The following is a 19,370-nucleotide window of genomic DNA, read 5'->3' on the forward strand; positions in this document are numbered from 1 at the left end:
ATACATAATCAAGATTATAAAATCATATTTAGTAACAATAGACGAAATAAATTTGGAGGCTATATCGATGAATGAAAACTATGATAAACAGGGGCAATCTTTACTAGGGAATCACTTTAATAAAAAAGGCGAACGTAATGAACAAGCTACCCTTCACTCACAAACAGTTGGTTCACGTGGACCTGTTCTAGAGCAAGATAGTGTACTTCACGAGACGTTACAAGAATTTATTCATGAAAAAATTTTAGAAAGACCTGTTCATGTAAAAGGATTTGGTGCGTTCGGTTATTTTCAAACGATATATTCGATGTCTGAACATACTAAATTAAGTTTTTTACAAAATTCTAATGAGAAAGTTCCTGTTATGGTGCGATTTTCGTTAGCTATTAGTACGAAAGGAACACCAGATACTGCTAGAAATGTACGCGGTTTTTCTACAAAATTTTATACAAAAGAAGGCATTTTTGACCTTTTATGTAATCACATTCCTGTTTTTTCTGTCCGTGATCCGATGCGTTTCCCTGAAACGATTCAAGCATTATTGCCTTCACCTAAAAATAACTTAATAGACCCTAATAGATTTTGGAATTTTGTCGCTAAAGCACCTGAATCTATTCATTTTGTTGTCCGTTTATACTCTAATAATGGTACGGCCAAAAGTCTTCGCCACATTCCAGGACATAGTGTTAATACATATGTATGGAGAAATGCGGAAGGTAATCGAAAGTATGTAAAGTATCATTGGTACCCGTTTGAAGGTGTACAGTACATTACTAGTAAAGAAGCAATTAAACTAGCTGCCGAAAATCCTGATTATAGCGGGAAAGATTTATATGATGCTATTGAAAATGGTAAACCAGTGGAGTATGGTTTATACGTCCAGCTCATGGATCCGAAAGATGAAGCGCACCTTTCTTATGATCCTTTAGATGACACAAAAGTATGGGATGAACAGACGTATCCTCTCATACCAGTCGGGAAAATGGTATTAAATAAAAACCCTGAAAATTTTATGGAACAAGTAGAAAAAGTCGCATTCTCTCCTTCTAATTTACTGGATGGTGCAGAACTATCAGATGATAAAATGCTGCAAGGGCGCGCTAACATTTACAGTGATTCACAAAGAAGAAGAATTGGTCCAGAATTTCGCAAATTAACGATTAACCAGCAGCAAGATTGGACACCTGCTAATCAAATTACAACCGGTGAAGGAAGGTACGTTGAAGGTAAACTTGAAAGAGCTTCTATAACGAAACAGGATGACTTTACACAAGCTGGTGAATTTTATACGAAGTTACAGCCAATAGAAAAAGAACATCTCGCCGAAAACTTAGCTAGTGATTTGAAAGTTATATCCGATGATATTAGGGAGATCGTTTTGGGGTATTTCAATCAAGTATCAACTGATTTGAAAACAAGCATTGAGACAAAAATGAAAGAGCATTAAGAAGATTAAAACATGCTTTACGAATGAGAATTCAGATGTATATTAATTATTTTCTTATCAAAATCCAATGAGGTTATTTAATTTAAAAATATAAAGCCAACATATCCCTGTTCTATAATTAGAACAGGGATATGTTGAATTAGTTTAATGTTTAACATTAAATACTTTATTTCGCTACAAAATGTAATAAGTAGCCTTTCAAAACAAACTATAGTAAACTATTTTACTTGTACCGTATAATTCCCTGTTCCACCACCATACTTATATACACTTAAGTAATATTTCCCTGGCTTTGCATTATAATTTCCAAGCAATTTGTTCCCATCACGTTTTGTTGCATAAGCTACATAATTATTTAAATCTGATTCAGAATATAATACCCAGTTCAATCCAAGATTTTGTTCGTTCGTAACAGAAATTTGTAAATCTTTTTGATCCTTTACATCAATAACAAATTTATCCCCCTGATCTTGATCGCTCAAGGTTCCTCTTAACAAAATATTCAAAGATAGTGGGTTTGCTGTTTCAAATGAATTATTCGGTTCTTTTTCTACAGCCGTACCTTCTTCCGTATTCACTCCGCTAAACACAACATCATATTCAAATTGCCCAGCATTATTTACACGGTAATTTACAAAATAAGCAGTCAATGTTTTATATCCAGTCCACTCTTTTCCTAAAAGACGTTTCAACATATCATTCGTTGCTTCATTCATCACTTTCCAGTCCTCAACTTCTCCTTTAGCCGCACTTCCTGTATATGTCCCCTGTAGTGTAAATGTATTAAAGAATTGTGATTTATTCTTTGTTACTTTCACATCTTTTAATTTCGCTTCATTCGTAATATCTGACGTAACGTCCGAAAGCGATTTTGGATCATGCTGAGTTAAATACTCATCTGATACTTGTGGAATTGTATACTTATCACGATTATCAATAAGCATTTGCATATAAGATTGATATTCTTCATTTAACTTATTATCTTTGCTTAATGTAGCACGGTATTCATCGTAACTTGAAACATCATTTGCGCGAATTAAATCATGTACTTTATCGAACATTTCTGGGCGCTTATTATACATATATGATTGCAGTGCAAACGAATAATTATAAAAATCCCACGTTCCATATTTCGCATTTAATGTTTGTGATGCTGTATAACGTTTTGCAGGATCATTAGATAACCCACCAATTATACTTTTTCGTGGTACTACACTATCTAATCGCGTTGCACCTGCAAAGAACTCTGCATTCCCTTCTTCAAACCATGTTAAACGTTCATTTTGATACATTTCCCCTTGGCCCCATAATCCCTGAACTTCGTACCTTCCCTGTAAGTAGTGCGTAAATTCATGGCGGAACAATTCTTCCAGACTATAAATACTTTGCTCTGGTGTACGTTCATATGTAAAGAAAGTCCCTGTCCCTTCAATATAAATCCCACCATTATTCGTTTCATATCCGTACAGTTGACGATTAAATTGATACTCATCTGGGCTATTATAAATAACCATCGTTAACACATCATCAGCATGTCCACTTTCAAGTGGTTTATCGCTACCAACTGTACGATAAAATTGAGAACGCACCTCTTTTGCCGCCCAGTATAGACGTTTAATTTTCTCTTCGCTAACTTTATCCCCAGCTTTAAAGACAATTGCACCATCATCAAACGTATACGTTTTCGGTAAATATTTCTTTTTACCCTCTTCTCGAATTTGATCTAAATTTACAGTTTTTCCATTCGCATCTATTCCTCCATAATTTGTAGTAATTTGTTCTGCCGCAACAAAGTATTGCTCTCCTAAATATGGATAAATTCGCATTGCATCTGTAACAACTTGTTGTCCTTTTGTGGGCGTGCTATGAAGCTTGCCCAATCGGCCAGCATAGTAAATTCCATTATTAATTAACCATCCGTTTTTATTTGTTACTGTACCAAGTAGTGCAAAACGATTTATTTCATTAATAAAGTTATCAATATTTCGAAACCACATCGTATCTTTTGGCTCTTTTCCAGTCGTGTACATATCCGTCTGAATATCAAAGTCAATTCCCTTCATCAACTCATATATAGCGTCTCCTTTTGTTCGGTCTTCAATGAAAGTTGCAAGATTATCGTTATATTGTTTAAAAATTTCACCTGCATATAAAACCGTTTCAACATCTGCTGATGCATTTCCAATTAATTTTCCATATGATGCAATTACTTTATTTTGTTCTGATGTACCAAGTTTGAAATTTGGATTTTTTGCAATTGTTTTTAAAGCTGGTAAACATTTATCATGGTAGCTACGCTCATTTAGTTTGCTTAATTCATCATGGTAAAAACCTAAATAAAACGCTGCACGTAGAGCTTCTACTAATGTTTCAATCCCTTTTGAATCATCTTGCGTATAAGCTTGTCCTTGTTCTGCTAGTTTATTAATAATCGCTTGCATTCGGCTATCATCTTGATAGAATTTAAGACTATCACTATTAAACTGAAATAATTCTGGAATTTGATACCATTTAATTGTCACAAGAAGGTCAGTTAATTGTTTATTATTTAATTGATTTAACTCAGCCATCGAATACTTTTTTTCTTCAGCTAACGGCTTAATATTATCGGTTGGTGCTAGTGGACGCTGCGATAAATCCGCTAATTTTAACCGTTTTGTAAAAGATTCATTTTCTTGTACTTTTGAAGGGTGCGCCAATTCATCAACAGATTTCTGTATTCCTACCGGCTCCATTTGTAATACGTTCTTCACATTTTTCTCTTTTGTCTCTGCTTGAATTTGCAAACCATTACATGTTATTGTCACTAGTCCAACACCAAGAATCCACTTAGAAATTTTCGAATATTTAACCATACCATTGCCCCCTAATGATTTAAATGAAAATTCAGAATTTTAAAATCAAAAAAACCCACTTATTTGTATGTATTTACAGTTCCCCTATAAATACAACTATGATTAATAATGCAATAGTAGCTTGTTTTATACTATTACGAGTACAGATTCCTTACATACAATCTCCCTTCCTTACATGTAATACAAGCAAAAACCGTGCCAATCATATTTCTTATGAATAGCCAACATTCTTTTATAAATACTGTAGAATAAAATATACATAGGTGTTTCGGCAATGTATAAATCATTTGACACAAAATCTAATGTTTATGAAGAACAAATTCATTGAATGTTATAAATTCATTAGGCAGTAAATAATCCCCAATTATTAAATCTCTCAAAAAAAGGTAAACAAACATATTCCATAAAGCTAATATGTTTGTTTACCTTTTTCTATTTCAAATCAACAGCAAAATATCGTTGAATAAAAACAGCATGAATAAGTATTTTGTTATTCATTTCTCTTTTTCATATAATCTTTTTCACATTGCAACGGCTTAAATTTCACTTTTTTCCCTTTCTTCTTTTTCGTTTTTATAACGAGCCATTCCCCTTTTTCAACGTCTAGTTTTAGGCGTTTCATTACATTGATATTATCTTTTTCTTTATAAAGTAAAAATGCTTCTTGCGCCCTCACAAATAGGCTGGGCTGTTCGCTAAATCCACCACTATCATAAATTTTAGTTAGCGAAGTATAATAAGAATCATTTTCCTTTCCACCATACATCAAATGAGCAGCCTCCAGATTTCTTTTACTTACTTCCCAAAAACTATGTTCATCAATATTTAAATTAAATGTGGATTTAATGTCCTGTATTATATTCTTCACATACTTTTCATCTCTAACTTTTCTTTCTTCGAGACAATCCGAAGATAACTCTGGTACATCTGATTGGGAATGTACAACGTGTTGTATCGATACACACAGAATAAATACGCTTAAAATGTAAAATATTTTTTTCATATTTACATATCACCTCAAATGATTTAGATACTATATCATTTGAGGCTTACAATATTCTTATGCTAATAATAAGAAAGATCCTATAAAATAAAATTTTTATAGGATCTTTCCTTTTAATATTGCTTTATCAAATTCACGGGTGGGGCAACTACCTTACTACTTTTCACATCATATAATCCTATAGGTGTTACTCGTATAAAAGGCAAGTGCGTCGCAGAAAAGAATAAAATTGTAAATGCTGGATCATCATACGCGTAGCCACGCTCTTGTAGTAATTTCACCATCTGTTTCTCTTCCTGTATTAATTCTCTCATTTTTAAATTAGACATAATCCCGAGCAATGGTAATGCTATTTCGTGTAACACTTCATTGTTTTCTACTATGACCATTCCACCACCGAGCTCTTTTACTCTACGAAAAGCTGTAAGCATATCTTCTTTTCTTTTTCCGATAAGAATGATGTCACCTGTACCAGAATAAGAGCTAGCAAGCCCACCTAGTTCTTTTGCAAAACCTTTCACAGCTATATTCACTTGCCAACTGCCATCACGAGCAATCATCATAAGGAAACATTCATCATGATCTGTGGACAATTCATCACAGTCTATATTGATTTCACTAGTGTATGGTTTTGTAATAACGTTATTTAATAAGTGTATCCCCGTTTTATTAGAGAAAATCATATCCTCTTTTTCTATTGACCAATCTAATGATAATGGAGTTACTTTATGTTTACTCCAGTCTATATGTAATGCCTCATGTGTATTTACACCGTCACGCTTCACCCATTTCCCCTTTGCAAGGACACTAATTGGTACTGGGTTTTCTTTACTTTCTAAAATATTGATATTAGCAATTCTACCTGTCGCAATCGAACCATGTACATGTTCCATATTATAATAGCGAGCAATATTATAACTTGCCATATCGTATGCATCTATTACTGGCACTCCTTGTTTTATCGCGGTAGAAATCATAACGTTTGTCATTCCATTCTCATAAAACGAAGGATGTGAGCCGTCTGTTGTAAAAAAGAATCTATCAAACTGCTTTACGCCTAGTTCCAACAATTCTTTCAGTAAAACTTCTAAATCTGGGCGGATTGAAGAATTTCTTAGGGAAACAGTGTAACCTTGCATAAGACGAGTGAAAGCTTCCTGCCCTGTCATCGCTTCATGATCACAATCTGTACCTAACAGTTTTAACTTCGCTAAAGTCGTTTCAGATGCACCTGGAAAATGTCCTTCTACTTTCTTCTGCAATCGCTTCGTTTCCTGCACCCAAGTTAACATTTCATCATCGCCATGTAATAGTTTTGGCCACGCTGTTAGTTCGCCGCCTTGAAGAACTACTTTATGCTTAAGCCATTCTATTATTTCTTCACGATTAAATAAAGTTTCCCCGTTTTGCAATTCAGTTTGTCCATCAAAACGACACCACCAATACATACTTGCTGGAATCTTTTCAAATTCATCTAATAAACGAAATGCTTCTTCACGCTTTAATGTGAAAAATAAAGTTAAATTATCATTAATAAAAGTTGTTGTCCCAAACTGCATCGCATGATTCGCTAAAGTTTCAGGGTTATATAATTGATATGGATGTGCATGAGGTTCTATGTAACTTGGAACTACATACTTTCCATCACAATCAATGACTTCACATTCATGCAGTTGCACTGGCAGCTTTTCCCCTACATAAACAATCCGGTCATCATAGATCCAAATATTTGCTTGCATCCACTCGCGCATATAGGAATTTAAATAAGTTGCGTTCTTACATAAAATGTGCGGACTTCTTTTACCATCTATTACTTCAACATGCTCTCGTAATTGTTTATTACTCCATTTATAATGATTTTCTCCCATTGTATTCAACTCCAAATCAACTCATAATTATTTTGATTAAAACGAGAAATAATTAACTAACTAAAGATTTTCCATTCATAACTCCCCTATTGGCGCCCCTATATCCTTCATTATATTTAATAATTTTAAAAATAACAATTTTCAGAACTACATACCTTTTTTATCCAAAATAAAAAGAATGTCATGTAACTGACATCCTTTTTATTTTTATCGTAAGCATTAAGATTGATTTTCACTTTGAAATACACTTGATGCCATATCATAAATGCAACTACTGTCCATAGTTGCGAACTTAAAAAAGCACCTCTTTTAAATATAACTATAACAAAATTCCATTCACTTTCTTTTCATCTATTTATTAAATTCAATTTGCATCATTTTATTAAACTGCGGAACAATATCGACCCCACCTATAGAGTTGAGACTGATAGCCAATGTATGTTTGCCTCCAATTACTCCCCCAGCAAAAGTTGTAAATCCAGGAATTCCTCCTCCATGCCCCCAAACTGAAACACCGTTTGGAAGTTTAGTCTCATAGATTCCAAGACCGTATGCGTCACCAACCCCTTTTCCTTCTATAGGAATTGTAGTAAGCATTTCTTTTAGCTCGCGTTCCTTCAGTAACTTACCACCGAGTAAAGATGAAAAGAACTTATTTAAATCATCCGCATTAGAAATCATATCTCCAGCTGCATTAGCTAAACTCGGATTATAATAAGTAATATCTTTCAACTCGCCTGTTCCTTCCATTTTCACATATCCACGAGCATGATTCTTTCCTGGGATGACGGGTGAATTTCCTGGTAAAAACGTATTTGATAGGTCCAAAGGTTCAATAATGCGCTTTTCGATTTCTTCCGCATAACTATTTCCAGTTATTTTTTCAATAAGCATTCCTAGTATTACGTATCCTGTGTTTGAATACAACCAGTCTTTACCCGGCGAGAAATCTGGAGGCAGCGAAAGGCCTATTTTCACTATTTCTTCTGCTGTATACGTTTTTTTCGAATTCATTATGTCCGCGTCTTTTGACTTTAAGTATTCAGCGATACCACTCGTATGATTCAAAAGTTGTCGTATCGTAATTTGATTACCATCATACCCATTTCCTTGCACGAGACCCGGTAGCCACTTTTCAATTGGATCGTCAAGTTGTAAGCGCTTTTCTCCTACTAATTGAAGAATAGTCGTGGCAGTAAACGACTTCGTCACACTACCAATCCGAAAGCGATAATCCGAATTCACCGGTTTCTTTGTACTTAAGTCCGCCACGCCAGCAGTAAAACTACTAGTTTTTCCGTTGTTAGACGCCTTAGCTAATATTCCTACAGCACCAAGCTGTACTGTTTCCTGCATTACTTGTTTCCAGCCATTACGATTCTTTTGATCATGTACTTGTGACGAACTAGAAATATTTTGAGTTGACTCTGCAGTCACAGTAAAACCAGGTGTAAATAGAGCAGTACCCGCTAATAAAACTGCAAAACTTGCTAACTTAATTGAATTACATTTTTTCATAAGGCTTTCTCTCCTCCATTAATATCGGATTGATTCAAGCTATACTTTCATCCTATATGATAAATCTCTCTTTTTTCTTATCCATTCCTTACGAAATACTTACGTTTAAATTTAAATACGGTAAACTGAGGAAGAGTTATGCATGCAAATAAAAAGAGAACATGTTTTCATTTTTTATGTAAACATGTTCTCTTAAACATTTAAAATTCTATATCAACTTTTCATCCTATTCTTTACACAACTAATTTATATTCCTTTTTACCAGCCCGCACTAGCATTCATACCATTTCCAATAATAGAAAGTAATAGCGGCCATAATACTGGTCCCAATGTAAGAAATACATTTAGAAGTATGAGCATTCTATATCCAACGGTGAAATTGTGATTTTTACGATTAACAAATACTAAACTGATTAATGATATTATAGTTGTTAAAAATAATACTAACATTAGCAACCAATACCACACCATTAAACTAAGACTCCATGGTGTTAATAGCTCATGTATGATACAAAATGTGATTCCTAATACAGAAAAACTAAAACTAGTCACCGCTGTTTTTATAAGCCATTTATTTATTTTTTTATCGTATGTATTTTTACAATATAAATCTATTAAAGTATATAAAGATAAATATGCCATTAATACACCTATCCAAGACAATAACCAGTCTCCGTCCCCTTTGAATAATACGTACAGTAACCAACACATACCTACTGCTGAAAAAACAAAGGAAATAAGTATGCTTTTTAATACCGATTTCATTACATTTTCACACCCTTAAAAATTCAAAAATTAATTATGATTTATAAAAATTAAGTATAGGTTAACACGTAATGAAGTATAAGTAAATAAAGTTAATTTTATTTACCTATTTGAATACGGTTTCATATAAGAAAATAATTCATGTTAATCAAATTTCCATATAAAAAAGAAAAGGTGAATATTTATGTATCCACCTTCCCATCTCCCTCTACCCACTTCATTATTTCTTCCACATCTAAATCCGTATACGTCTTTTCACCATAACGAACAGACTCATATAACGAGATAATATCCCTTGTTCTACAAATTCTTTTTAACCATTGTTGCATCGTTTCATAGGACCTTCTCTGTTCATGAAATGGTAATGTTCTTTCCCATTCAACTAACGTTTTTCTTATCTTATCTGTCGGTAACGGCTGTTCTAACTGATGAATGACTTTTTCATTCTTTATGCTTCTTACCGCAGTTTGCTTTGTAATCAATTCTTTCTCCTGTACTATTTCTGTTTTCGTCAATTTTTTCCTAATATACTTGTAGATGGCATATATAATTGATATTGCAATTATCACATAAAAAGCTATAGTAATCCATATATTTGAAAGAACAGAAAACACGTCACTCCATAGACTTTCTCTTTCGAAAGGTTGAAATTTTTTACCCGTTTTCGTTCTTATACCTGTATCTTCTACTTCTTCATATTCATCTTCATCTATTTTGGAATCATCAAAATTTTCACCTATACTAGTAAAGTCATAATTTCTTTCCGATATTGTCTTAGTCTTACTGAAAAAACGCTCTTTTACTATGTCCTGTACATACACAACACCTTGTGATAACGTTATCGCACTAATCGCAAAGAAAAGTATGATTAAAGTTCTTACACTCCATAACTTCACTTTCATATGCCGCTTTTTATTCACCATGACATAAGCCCCTTCTTATTCTTTCATTACAATCCATTTATTCGTTCTACTGTATTTCTTTGGTGAAGTACCAATAATTAAAGGAACCGCATCCAGTTCCTTTCGACGAAAGCCTGCTGTGTAAAAGTAAGAAGAAGATATAGGCGTATCTTGGTCTGATATCGAGGCAAGTACCTTTAATACATTTTGCAAATGTTTCCGATTATCCCCATTTTTTATATGTAGCAAACCGTTATCTTTTACACTATTGATCCATACTTCAAACGAACAGTTTTGCATAAGAAGTTGTTTGCATATACCTGCTGTTAATTCAATTAGTTCCTCTATATCATTTCGCAAAGAAACACCACTTTTATTTTGCAAGTTGAGATAAATCGCGTATTTATCACATTGTGTTCGCTCATACTTTTTCGCAGTTATCGTCCCTGTTTTCGCTGTTGCACTCCAGTGGATGGAACGAAAATCTTCATTTTCATAAGACTTTACTCCCATTACTTTCGTTTCATCATATAAGGGTGAAGACATCGCTTTTCGAAATCCTCGTGACCATTCTTGTAATTCAGGAACTTGTATTTTCGGAACAGCTGGTAAGACTAAATAAGAGGGCGTATCAACTTGTTTATATGTTATATGGTTCGTTATAAATCCAAAGAGATCAGTAATAACAATTTCAACTTCTTCCCATTTCGCGATGCCTCTTTTTAACGCTACAGCTTGCAAATCAAATGAAACTGACTCCCTTCCTTTTAAATTAAAATTCATATAATAATTTGAACCTGTACTATGATTTTTGTTTATTTCATCATGATTCCAAGTTAGCTTATTTTCACATTTAAATCGAAATACGATATTAAGAATAGGAAATATCGACTTGTTTGAAATTTTCATTTTGCACATATTCGTTTCACCTATAAAAACGTTCGAATTCCCTTGACTGTATTCCCATTCAACACGAGATACTTTACGTATATATACATGCATAGCACCTATTAAAATTACATATAAAAATACGAGAGATAAAAACAGTAGATTACTTGAAAATACACTTAAAATAACGGCTACAACTGACATAACCCCCATTACGAAAGGCTCCGCTAAAGGTGTATACACAAGCTGTTGATTCATCGTACATTCTCCACTGGCACACTAATCGTATGAAGAATTTCTTTCATAATTTGTTCTTTCGTCGTTTTCATCTCTCCCTCAATCGTTAACGTTAAACGATGAGCACAAACGGATGCAGCGAGCGTCTTAATATCATCTGGCGTACAGTAATCTCTTTCATTTAATATTGCCCGTGCTTGAATTGCTCTCATAAATGCCAACGTTCCCCGAGGGCTTACACCAATTTCAATTAACTCATGGTTACGAGTTGCTTCAATAATTTCAAGGAGATAATCTTGCACATCATTCCCTACTAACACTTCTCTTGCACGCTTTTGCATCGTAATAATTTCTTCACTTGAAATAATAGAATGTAACGTTTCTAATGGATCATTCATTTGAAACCGATTCATCATTTCCTTTTCAGCTTCTCTCGTAGGATAACCTTGGCGTATTGTGAGTAAAAACCGGTCTAACTGAGCATCTGGTAACGGAAATGTGCCCGCTGATTCGAGTGGATTTTGCGTTGCTATAACTAAAAAAGGTTCTGGTAATGAATGTGTCTGTTTCGCAATTGTAACAGTACGCTCTTCCATAACCTCAAGTAACGAAGATTGTGTTCTCGGTACAGCTCGATTAATTTCATCCACTAATACGATATTTGCAAAAATGGGTCCTAACCTTGTTTTAAAATCCGATTCCTTTACATGAAAATATTCAAGACCAATAACATCTCCAGGCAAAGTATCCGCTGTAAATTGTATTCTTTGAAATTTAGCGTCCACACTTTTAGCCAAACTTTTCGCTAATGTTGTTTTTCCTGTCCCAGGTACATCTTCTAATAAAATATGTCCCCCTGCTATTAGAGCAATGGCTGCTAGTTCTATCGATTCGTCTTTTCCTATAATAACCTTCGAAATATTATTAGTAATTTTCTTTAATGTACTCATATAGTAATCTACCACCTTTTAATTATCTAAAAATTAAGAATATATTTTTTCCAAATTATAACATGTAATTCGAAGATGAAATAGAGTGAAAATAAATCTTTTATTTTTTCTTCATTGCACGCAAAAAAGCACCTATTGTCGTATATTGACAATGAGGTGCTTAACTCACGTAATTTTCATATTGGGTATTTAACACCTTATATACATTCACTATCTTTCTATTTCACTCCAAATATCAATATCACTTTCATTTAAAATCGATTTAATTTCGTCTTTCTCAAAAACTACTAAATAATTATAAGGTAAAGCTAGTACTTGAATAATTGCAGGTTTCATTTTTAATAATTCGTAGGCGTATATGGTCTCTAATTCTCCTGATACTTCTTCATTGATAGGACCTATATACCAACCCGAATCATCTTCATCACAACCACTAGATCTTTGTAAATAAAACTCTTCTTGTTGCAACACGTCTTTCGCTATCACAATCTTATCATTAAATTTTATTAATTCCCCCTCCATATTTAATCGGCGTAAGCAATGTGATTGCTCAAGTTGTACCCATAATGCAATCGTTAAGTCTTCCGTCTTATCTTTAAAAGGATTTTTAGTATAATCCCGGGTAATAATTTGATAATACTCTTCATACTTATATAAACTATAAACAGACCATCCAATTTGTATTGAAAATCCATCTATTAATTTATCTTCTACTTTAGATAATAAATTAAATAGTGTTTCTGCATGAAAAATTAAAGGTTCTTCTACTTTAGCTTTTATATTTTTATTACCTATATTTTTGATTATTGTTTTCAAATAAATGTTCTCCACTTCTATTGAATTTGCTCACTCAATCTACATTCCTCAACTTGCCTTATATAGACTTTCGCTATAAACACCAATAATATTTCTAATATTAAAACTCTTCTCCCCACACTACTGTATTTCCTATTTCTAACTCGACATAATATTCTCGACCTTCAATTGGATTTTCTCCATTCCAACTACCTTTTCTATGTCGTGCCAACTACTACGTTAAAACTTACGAATTTGTACGAGTTCATTAGTTTAATATACATTCCATCTGTTTATATTCATCCCCCAGTAAAATATCATCTTGCCTAAGCTCGTACTTCTTTTTCTTTTCTATCATTGTACATAGTACTCTATGATGTTTCAACCATCATAGAGTACTGACTTTCAAACACCCTTTCACTTTCTTATTCCACTTAAAGACTCTCTTTTTCACTCTTCATCATCATAAGCATCTCCAAGCGATTCAAATTCACTCTTTAGCCAATACCAATATTGTCCATTGTTATTAATAAGTTTTTCAAGTAATTCAGTGAATGAAGTTGCGATAATTTGCGTCTCCCCAACTATTCCATGTCGATCAAAGAAACTATCATAACATCTACCTAATCTCTCTTCACTAAGATTTATTGTTAAATATTCACCCTTACCATCATTGCATATAATATACCAATTTGATGAAATATCTTCTTCACATAACTCTCCTACAATTACGGGATTAGCCAAAATAAACTCCTCTGGGGTAACAATATGAATAGGATATTCCTCATTTTCAAATAAAGTTAGACCACCACAAAGACTATAAAATTCTTTTAAATCACCTGGTAGCATATGCTTATTCTTATCAACTATCGGTAATTTTGTAGGCTCCTGAACTCGACAATTAGGTAATGATTTTACTTTTTTAATCAACTGATTAATATTTTCCATCTAAATTACTCCCTAAAATTATATTGATTAAAGGCCCTATAATACTCTTGTCTAGCTAAACGTGGTACATTCGCAGCATCAAACATTTTTTCCGTCAATTCTTGTATTTCTTTTGGTGAAACAGATTTCCAATCTACTTTACCTCCAACCTTTTTCCCTGTTTTTTCAAAGAGCCATTGTCTATAAACAGCTTTAGTAGCATTGTGTTGCTCTTTAGTTAAAGCTATAGTTGGAGTATTCGCCCCTCTACTAACATAATCAGGGACATTATGTTTAGCCCATACATCCATAACTCCATGATGATTTTCTAATGGTGAATTGCTTGGCCTATACGGTACTATATCGTATGGTTCTGAAGTCTTACCATCTTTAGACTCCGCAAACTTATAATAAGCTTCTATTAATTCGCCTTGAGGTATTTTGGTTACGATAGTTCCACCAATACTAGAGAATGCATAGGAAGCCTCTCTCTTAAATGATTGTAACATTTCAAGCGTAGGCTTCAATTCTTTTGCTAGTTTTACTGCATTAGCAAATGTACTTACTCCACTTGATGCTTTTGCTCCTTTTGTGATATGGCCTATTGAAGATTTAATTAAATTATTCAATTAATTTCTATATACAGATATAAATAGAAGGTGATAACAATATGTTTATGAATTTACTAACATTCAATTAGATATTATGGATATTTAGATAAAAAAATCCAGTGATAATTCATAATTCGTCTGCGTTTCAACATCTCGTACATATTTCCTAATTAGCTCTTACATCTAGCTCACTGGATCCATTACCAACATTACCCTTATACCTACTTTAATACAAACTAAAAAATCCACAGTGTTAAAATTTATCACTGTGGATTCCAACATTTATTTTTCTTGGCAATGCACCATATCATAAGGATAATATGAACTATCTTTCAAGGTTGAATCATCTAATTTTAAAATTTTAGCGATTGCTCCACTTTCAAAACTCCAGTAACCACTATAAATGTCATGTTTATTTTCATGTGCATCGTACCATGCTTCTTCTAAATGTCCCTTATACCAATACTCCTTTATATATTTCTCTAAATTTTTTATAGATTTCTCTTGTGAAATTTTATTACTCTCAATTACTTCTTTTAATTTGAAATATGGATATTTTACATAAAACTCACTTTGCTCATAAAAATCTGATGGCTCACTATTTCTAAAAGCAATAAAATAATTAATCAGATAATCATTTAATCCTTCTTTCCTTACCATTGCTATTAGTCTATTAAATTCTTTATCTTCAACATTTAGCATTACTGCTATAGATATTATCCATAACATACGTATATATCCACTTTCTTTATTCCACACTTTTTCCATTATATTTATTACTTCAGGTAAAAAATCACGAATAGTTTGGATAGAACAACCCGCAGAGTACATTGCCCTTAATTTATTAAAATGATACCCTTGTAACGCTATATATCCATTCTTTACACCTTTATCATCTTTGCCTCTTTCCTCAATAACCTTTTCAACCAATAATAAAAACTTTTCTATTCTCTTTTCCTCATAATTGATAAATTTGTTAAAATATATATCATTTTTGATTTTATCCCTTAGCATAATTTCTTTTCCACCTTTTATACTTCAAGAATTTTCTTCACAATCGTTCCGTCAGGCATAACTTGAATAACAATTCTTTGAACATTTTCTGGATTCAGCAACATCTCTTCCACAATTTCATCTGCTTTTTCTTTTGACAAAGTACTATCTAACCTTTCACTTCCAAGAATCCAATCTTCACTCATTTGCTTACCATCATTTGTTTTTCCTAATTTGGATGTGTTATACTTAGCCTCCGCTATCACATACTTAGGTGGCGGAGATGAATTTTCATATACAGCATCTATTCCCTTAACAATTTTTTGATCTAATGTTAATACACGATCATCACTAATTCTAGTATATGTTTGACTTTCAAAAAAGTCATCCATCTTCATTTCACCATAATTCCCTTTACGCTTCGTTGTTTTTAAAGCTACTTCGCCACTTTCTACTGATTCTATTACCGTACGTTGTTGTGCTCTAGCTGCTTCTAATGTTTGGGCTACTTTTCCAGATTCCTTAGATATTTCACCAGTTTTACCCGTACCCTTACCACCATCTTTAGACTTCGCAAACTTATAATAACCTTCTATTAATTCGCCTTGAGGTATTTTGGTTACGTTAGTTCCACCAATACTAGAGAATGCATAGGAAGCCTCTCTCTTAAATGATTGTAACATTTCAAGCGTAGGCTTCAATTCTTTTGCTAATTTTACTACATTAGCAATTGTACTTACTCCATTTGACGCTTTTGCTCCTTTTGCGATATGGCCTATTGAAGATTCAGTCAGACTCTTATATATCTATATAAACAAATAATAAAAAACAACATGTTGATGAAGTTGCTAAAAATCAATTAGATATTATGGAAGGTTATACAAAATCCCGAAATGTGGATATTCGAATAAAAAACTCCAGTCATGATTCATAAAATCACTGGAGTTTTCATCTTAATACATACTATAGTTTTTATCATTCATCCGATTACAAAAGCCGTTTCCTAATCGAACGAGCTTCTACCCTCTTTTCAATAAGACTACATTCTCGAACTATGATTATTTGATAAAATATTTCTTCTTATTTCAATCAATTAAATCCATATAATATAAATCATTTTCTGATATTTTTGCAAGAAAATCTTCTAGTGAATCGGCAATTTTAAATTCATCATAATAAATCCCATTATTTTCTTCTGTTGTTAATTTAATTGAAATTAAAACTGTTTCATTACCTTCAAAAAAGATTATTTCTTCTTCAAGATCATCATAAACTTCAATGTCTGGAAAAAATTCATAATCATTTTGCTTTAATCGAAAATCTCTAATAGAATAAGGATCCATAATACGATTAATATTGTACTTAGAACCTTTGATAAAGCCATACCCAACATTTAAGAAGAAATCTTTTAGTTCTTTTGGAAATTTCAAACCTAATACCTCTTCCACTTCTTCTATCTCTTCTAATGCTACTGGATAAAAGCTATTATGTTTATTTGATACTAGATAATCATACTTCATATTATTTACCTCCATTAAAAAGTTTATTTCCTGGTGAACCCGAACCATGAATACCAGCTTGATGCTCATTAGGAAATTTAGCAGGATGGATATTCCACCACTCATGTTCCCCACGATAAGAGTTTTCAATTATATGATGAGCATCATAAGGTTCTCCTTTTTTTCTTAAGATTTTTCCTGTTTTCTCTGAAATCACATCTTCTGTATAAGTTGGCCATTTTTGACCAGTTTGTTTTTCCCATTCATCAATTAATGAATTCTTAATTTTATTAAACTCTCGTCTATATCTCTTTGTTTCTGAAGACGTCATCTTTTTATATTCTGTATTTCTTAATGCACTTTTTAATTCTTCCATTTGGTTTTTTGGTATTTTTCTATTTGTCTGTGTTTCAATATCTCGTACATATTTTCTAATTAGTTCTCCATCAATCTTACTTCCAGCCCCACTGACGCCCTTACCAACACCACCCGTACCCTTACCACCATCTTTAGATTTCGCAAACTTATAAAAAGCTTCTAATAATTCGCCTTGAGGTATTTTGGTTACAATAGTTCCACCAACACTAGAGAATGCATAGGAAGCATTTCTCTTAAATGATTGTAACATTTCAAGCGTAGGCTTCAATTCTTTTGCTAATTTTACTGCATTAGCAAATGTACTTACTCCACTTGATGCTTTTGCTCCTTTTGTGATATGGCCTACTTTATTTAGTGCCCTATCGCCTAATATTGTGGTAGCTATTTGTGTTAATCCATAGGTAGTCAATTCTGTACGACTCTCTGCATCTCCCTCTATCATATCTCGTTTTATTTTATTTGAAAATGCATGCCACATATTTTTTGCAGTTTCATCCAAATGGAAAAGTGCATAGGTTACATTAATAAAAGTTCCTATGTCCATATTACTTAAAGCTATTGCGGACTCGATTTCATCACCAATAGCTTTCCCCGATCCTCTTTGAATAGCTTCCCACATCTTTTTCGCTGTTTCAAACGTGCCAACTATACTGTCTGTCGCATCGGCACAAGCATTTCTAACCGGAGATTTCTTCTCAATTATGTTATTTGTTTCTATATCTTTAATTGACTGATCATTTTTTCGAGCTGTTTCTTCTATAATCCCCTGAATCGAACTCACCCAATCCATATTCAACCCTTGTGTACTAAACGTACCACTCACAGGACTAAATCCTTTCCCACTTTGCACTTCAGCGAGTCCGGCTGTGATGCTAGCTGCTAATTGGAGAGCGGTGCTGTAGTTGTTGCTGGATGAATGATTGAATTCATATAAATGCTCTAGTTTTTCTTCCATTTTTTTCTCATTGCACCTAATACCGTTACAATTGCACCTACTCCGGGCATTGGTGTAAGTACTTCTATTGCTTCTATACTTGTAATCGATTGATTAATTCCCCTTATTTGTTCTCTTATTTCTTGTTCAATCACATCTGTCGAAGCAACTTTCGCTTGGAACTCATTTGGAAATGCTTCATTTTGGCGAATTAATTCTTCACATAAGCATATGATTCCTTGCGCTAATGGCCGAAATGTTTGGACAAGGTAGGCTTTTGCACTACTGTATGTTTGTCCTTGTAATACTGTGTCTATCGCAAATGCATCAATAGATTGAATGGCTTGTTCCATACTTTGAATCGTAGCATTACATATAGCGTTCATACTTTGAGTTTGACTTTGTACTTCTCCCAAATACATGTTTAAACTCATGTATTGGCCTCCCTTTGTAGTTGCTGCTGTTCATAGGAAAGGTCGTTTTCTTTCTCACTGAGATGCCGTTTTTCTTTAAGCAACGTCTCTTTTTCATTTTCTAATTCGAATGTAAGTTTTCTTTCATACTGTCCGATTTCTTGCCGCATATTCGTAAAAAGGTGAAACACTTCTTTGTCGCCGTGCCAAGTTTCTAGTATTCGGTTAAATAAACGATTACTTCTATTTTTCCATTCATGAAAACTAACCTCAGCTCGTTCTTGATTTTGCAGCGCAATTCGGTTTTCATTTTGTTCTTCAAATATAATTCGTAATTTTTGATTACATTGACTGATTCTCGTTTCAATTTCTTGACTCATCTTTTCT

15 protein-coding genes and 2 pseudogenes are annotated in these 19,370 nt (G+C 33.2%); 1 reads left to right on the top strand and 16 read right to left on the bottom strand.

What is annotated here, in order from left to right; genetic code table 11:
* The first annotated feature begins 67 nt into the window (after positions 1 to 67).
* Positions 68 to 1,447 (top strand): catalase, encoded by a 1,380-nt coding sequence (locus NST27_RS14540; RefSeq protein WP_001005114.1) that lies wholly within the window; start codon positions 68 to 70, stop codon positions 1,445 to 1,447.
* Between the two features lie 218 nt (positions 1,448 to 1,665).
* On the opposite strand, the gene colA is transcribed toward NST27_RS14540, so the two are convergent.
* The 16 genes and pseudogenes from colA to NST27_RS14620 form a co-directional block, all read right to left on the bottom strand.
* A complete protein-coding gene (gene colA, locus NST27_RS14545) occupies positions 1,666 to 4,302 on the bottom strand; it encodes a collagenase ColA (protein WP_000241881.1) in 2,637 nt (878 codons plus the stop codon).
* Between the two features lie 490 nt (positions 4,303 to 4,792).
* Complete coding sequence (locus NST27_RS14550) at positions 4,793 to 5,305, bottom strand: hypothetical protein (protein WP_000719381.1); 513 nt, start codon at positions 5,303 to 5,305, stop codon at positions 4,793 to 4,795.
* A gap of 113 nt (positions 5,306 to 5,418) precedes the next feature.
* Entirely contained in the window at positions 5,419 to 7,173 is a 1,755-nt protein-coding gene (locus NST27_RS14555; protein ID WP_000504390.1) for an adenine deaminase C-terminal domain-containing protein, read from the bottom strand.
* A gap of 351 nt (positions 7,174 to 7,524) precedes the next feature.
* Positions 7,525 to 8,691 (bottom strand): serine hydrolase domain-containing protein, encoded by a 1,167-nt coding sequence (locus NST27_RS14560; protein WP_047386394.1) that lies wholly within the window; start codon positions 8,689 to 8,691, stop codon positions 7,525 to 7,527.
* 258 nt (positions 8,692 to 8,949) lie between these two features.
* Positions 8,950 to 9,456: a DUF3902 family protein gene (locus NST27_RS14565; RefSeq protein ID WP_000843835.1), complete on the bottom strand. Its 507-nt coding sequence runs from the start codon at positions 9,454 to 9,456 to the stop codon at positions 8,950 to 8,952.
* Positions 9,457 to 9,638: 182 nt separating this feature from the next.
* Entirely contained in the window at positions 9,639 to 10,379 is a 741-nt protein-coding gene (locus NST27_RS14570) for a hypothetical protein (protein ID WP_061661908.1), read from the bottom strand.
* 15 nt (positions 10,380 to 10,394) lie between these two features.
* On the bottom strand, positions 10,395 to 11,504 hold the full coding sequence (locus NST27_RS14575) for a DUF58 domain-containing protein (protein ID WP_001075943.1): 1,110 nt from the start codon (positions 11,502 to 11,504) through the stop codon (positions 10,395 to 10,397).
* Positions 11,501 to 12,433 (bottom strand): AAA family ATPase, encoded by a 933-nt coding sequence (locus NST27_RS14580; protein WP_000105650.1) that lies wholly within the window; start codon positions 12,431 to 12,433, stop codon positions 11,501 to 11,503. The genes NST27_RS14575 and NST27_RS14580 overlap by 4 nt, the downstream gene beginning before the upstream one ends.
* 210 nt (positions 12,434 to 12,643) lie before the next feature.
* Positions 12,644 to 13,249 carry an immunity protein Imm33 domain-containing protein gene (locus NST27_RS14585; protein WP_000848818.1) on the bottom strand — a complete coding sequence of 202 codons (606 nt, stop codon included), beginning with the start codon at positions 13,247 to 13,249 and terminating at the stop codon, positions 12,644 to 12,646.
* A gap of 429 nt (positions 13,250 to 13,678) precedes the next feature.
* A complete protein-coding gene (locus tag NST27_RS14590; RefSeq protein WP_000427922.1) occupies positions 13,679 to 14,176 on the bottom strand; it encodes an SMI1/KNR4 family protein in 498 nt (165 codons plus the stop codon).
* A 5-nt stretch (positions 14,177 to 14,181) separates the two neighbouring features.
* A pseudogene (locus tag NST27_RS14595) lies at positions 14,182 to 14,526 on the bottom strand (sugar-binding protein); the annotation flags it as partial.
* Positions 14,527 to 15,048: 522 nt separating this feature from the next.
* Entirely contained in the window at positions 15,049 to 15,780 is a 732-nt protein-coding gene (locus NST27_RS14600) for a PoNe immunity protein domain-containing protein (protein WP_000942842.1), read from the bottom strand.
* A gap of 17 nt (positions 15,781 to 15,797) precedes the next feature.
* Positions 15,798 to 16,442 carry a hypothetical protein gene (locus tag NST27_RS14605; protein WP_000941897.1) on the bottom strand — a complete coding sequence of 215 codons (645 nt, stop codon included), beginning with the start codon at positions 16,440 to 16,442 and terminating at the stop codon, positions 15,798 to 15,800.
* Positions 16,443 to 16,844: 402 nt separating this feature from the next.
* Complete coding sequence (locus tag NST27_RS14610; RefSeq protein ID WP_000872947.1) at positions 16,845 to 17,279, bottom strand: SMI1/KNR4 family protein; 435 nt, start codon at positions 17,277 to 17,279, stop codon at positions 16,845 to 16,847.
* Between the two features lies 1 nt (position 17,280).
* Positions 17,281 to 19,004 (bottom strand): annotated as a pseudogene (locus NST27_RS14615) (T7SS effector LXG polymorphic toxin).
* Positions 19,001 to 19,363 (bottom strand): DUF3958 family protein, encoded by a 363-nt coding sequence (locus tag NST27_RS14620; protein ID WP_000076595.1) that lies wholly within the window; start codon positions 19,361 to 19,363, stop codon positions 19,001 to 19,003. Before NST27_RS14620 ends, NST27_RS14615 begins: the two are co-directional and overlap by 4 nt.
* Positions 19,364 to 19,370: the final 7 nt, after the last annotated feature.

The sequence above is a fragment of the Bacillus sp. FSL W8-0770 genome, assembly GCF_038008705.1.
In the GTDB taxonomy this organism is placed as follows: domain Bacteria; phylum Bacillota; class Bacilli; order Bacillales; family Bacillaceae_G; genus Bacillus_A; species Bacillus_A cereus.

What these genes read in the sequence shown, in the direction of transcription:
- NST27_RS14540 (WP_001005114.1), top strand. Translation starts at nt 68, where the DNA reads ATGAATGAAAACTATGATAAACAGGGGCAATCTTTACTAGGGAATCAC.
- colA (WP_000241881.1), bottom strand. Translation starts at nt 4,302, where the DNA reads ATGGTTAAATATTCGAAAATTTCTAAGTGGATTCTTGGTGTTGGACTA.
- NST27_RS14550 (WP_000719381.1), bottom strand. Translation starts at nt 5,305, where the DNA reads ATGAAAAAAATATTTTACATTTTAAGCGTATTTATTCTGTGTGTATCG.
- NST27_RS14555 (WP_000504390.1), bottom strand. Translation starts at nt 7,173, where the DNA reads ATGGGAGAAAATCATTATAAATGGAGTAATAAACAATTACGAGAGCAT.
- NST27_RS14560 (WP_047386394.1), bottom strand. Translation starts at nt 8,691, where the DNA reads ATGAAAAAATGTAATTCAATTAAGTTAGCAAGTTTTGCAGTTTTATTA.
- NST27_RS14565 (WP_000843835.1), bottom strand. Translation starts at nt 9,456, where the DNA reads ATGAAATCGGTATTAAAAAGCATACTTATTTCCTTTGTTTTTTCAGCA.
- NST27_RS14570 (WP_061661908.1), bottom strand. Translation starts at nt 10,379, where the DNA reads ATGGTGAATAAAAAGCGGCATATGAAAGTGAAGTTATGGAGTGTAAGA.
- NST27_RS14575 (WP_001075943.1), bottom strand. Translation starts at nt 11,504, where the DNA reads ATGAATCAACAGCTTGTGTATACACCTTTAGCGGAGCCTTTCGTAATG.
- NST27_RS14580 (WP_000105650.1), bottom strand. Translation starts at nt 12,433, where the DNA reads ATGAGTACATTAAAGAAAATTACTAATAATATTTCGAAGGTTATTATA.
- NST27_RS14590 (WP_000427922.1), bottom strand. Translation starts at nt 14,176, where the DNA reads ATGGAAAATATTAATCAGTTGATTAAAAAAGTAAAATCATTACCTAAT.
- NST27_RS14600 (WP_000942842.1), bottom strand. Translation starts at nt 15,780, where the DNA reads ATGCTAAGGGATAAAATCAAAAATGATATATATTTTAACAAATTTATC.
- NST27_RS14605 (WP_000941897.1), bottom strand. Translation starts at nt 16,442, where the DNA reads ATGTTACAATCATTTAAGAGAGAGGCTTCCTATGCATTCTCTAGTATT.
- NST27_RS14610 (WP_000872947.1), bottom strand. Translation starts at nt 17,279, where the DNA reads ATGAAGTATGATTATCTAGTATCAAATAAACATAATAGCTTTTATCCA.
- NST27_RS14620 (WP_000076595.1), bottom strand. Translation starts at nt 19,363, where the DNA reads ATGAGTCAAGAAATTGAAACGAGAATCAGTCAATGTAATCAAAAATTA.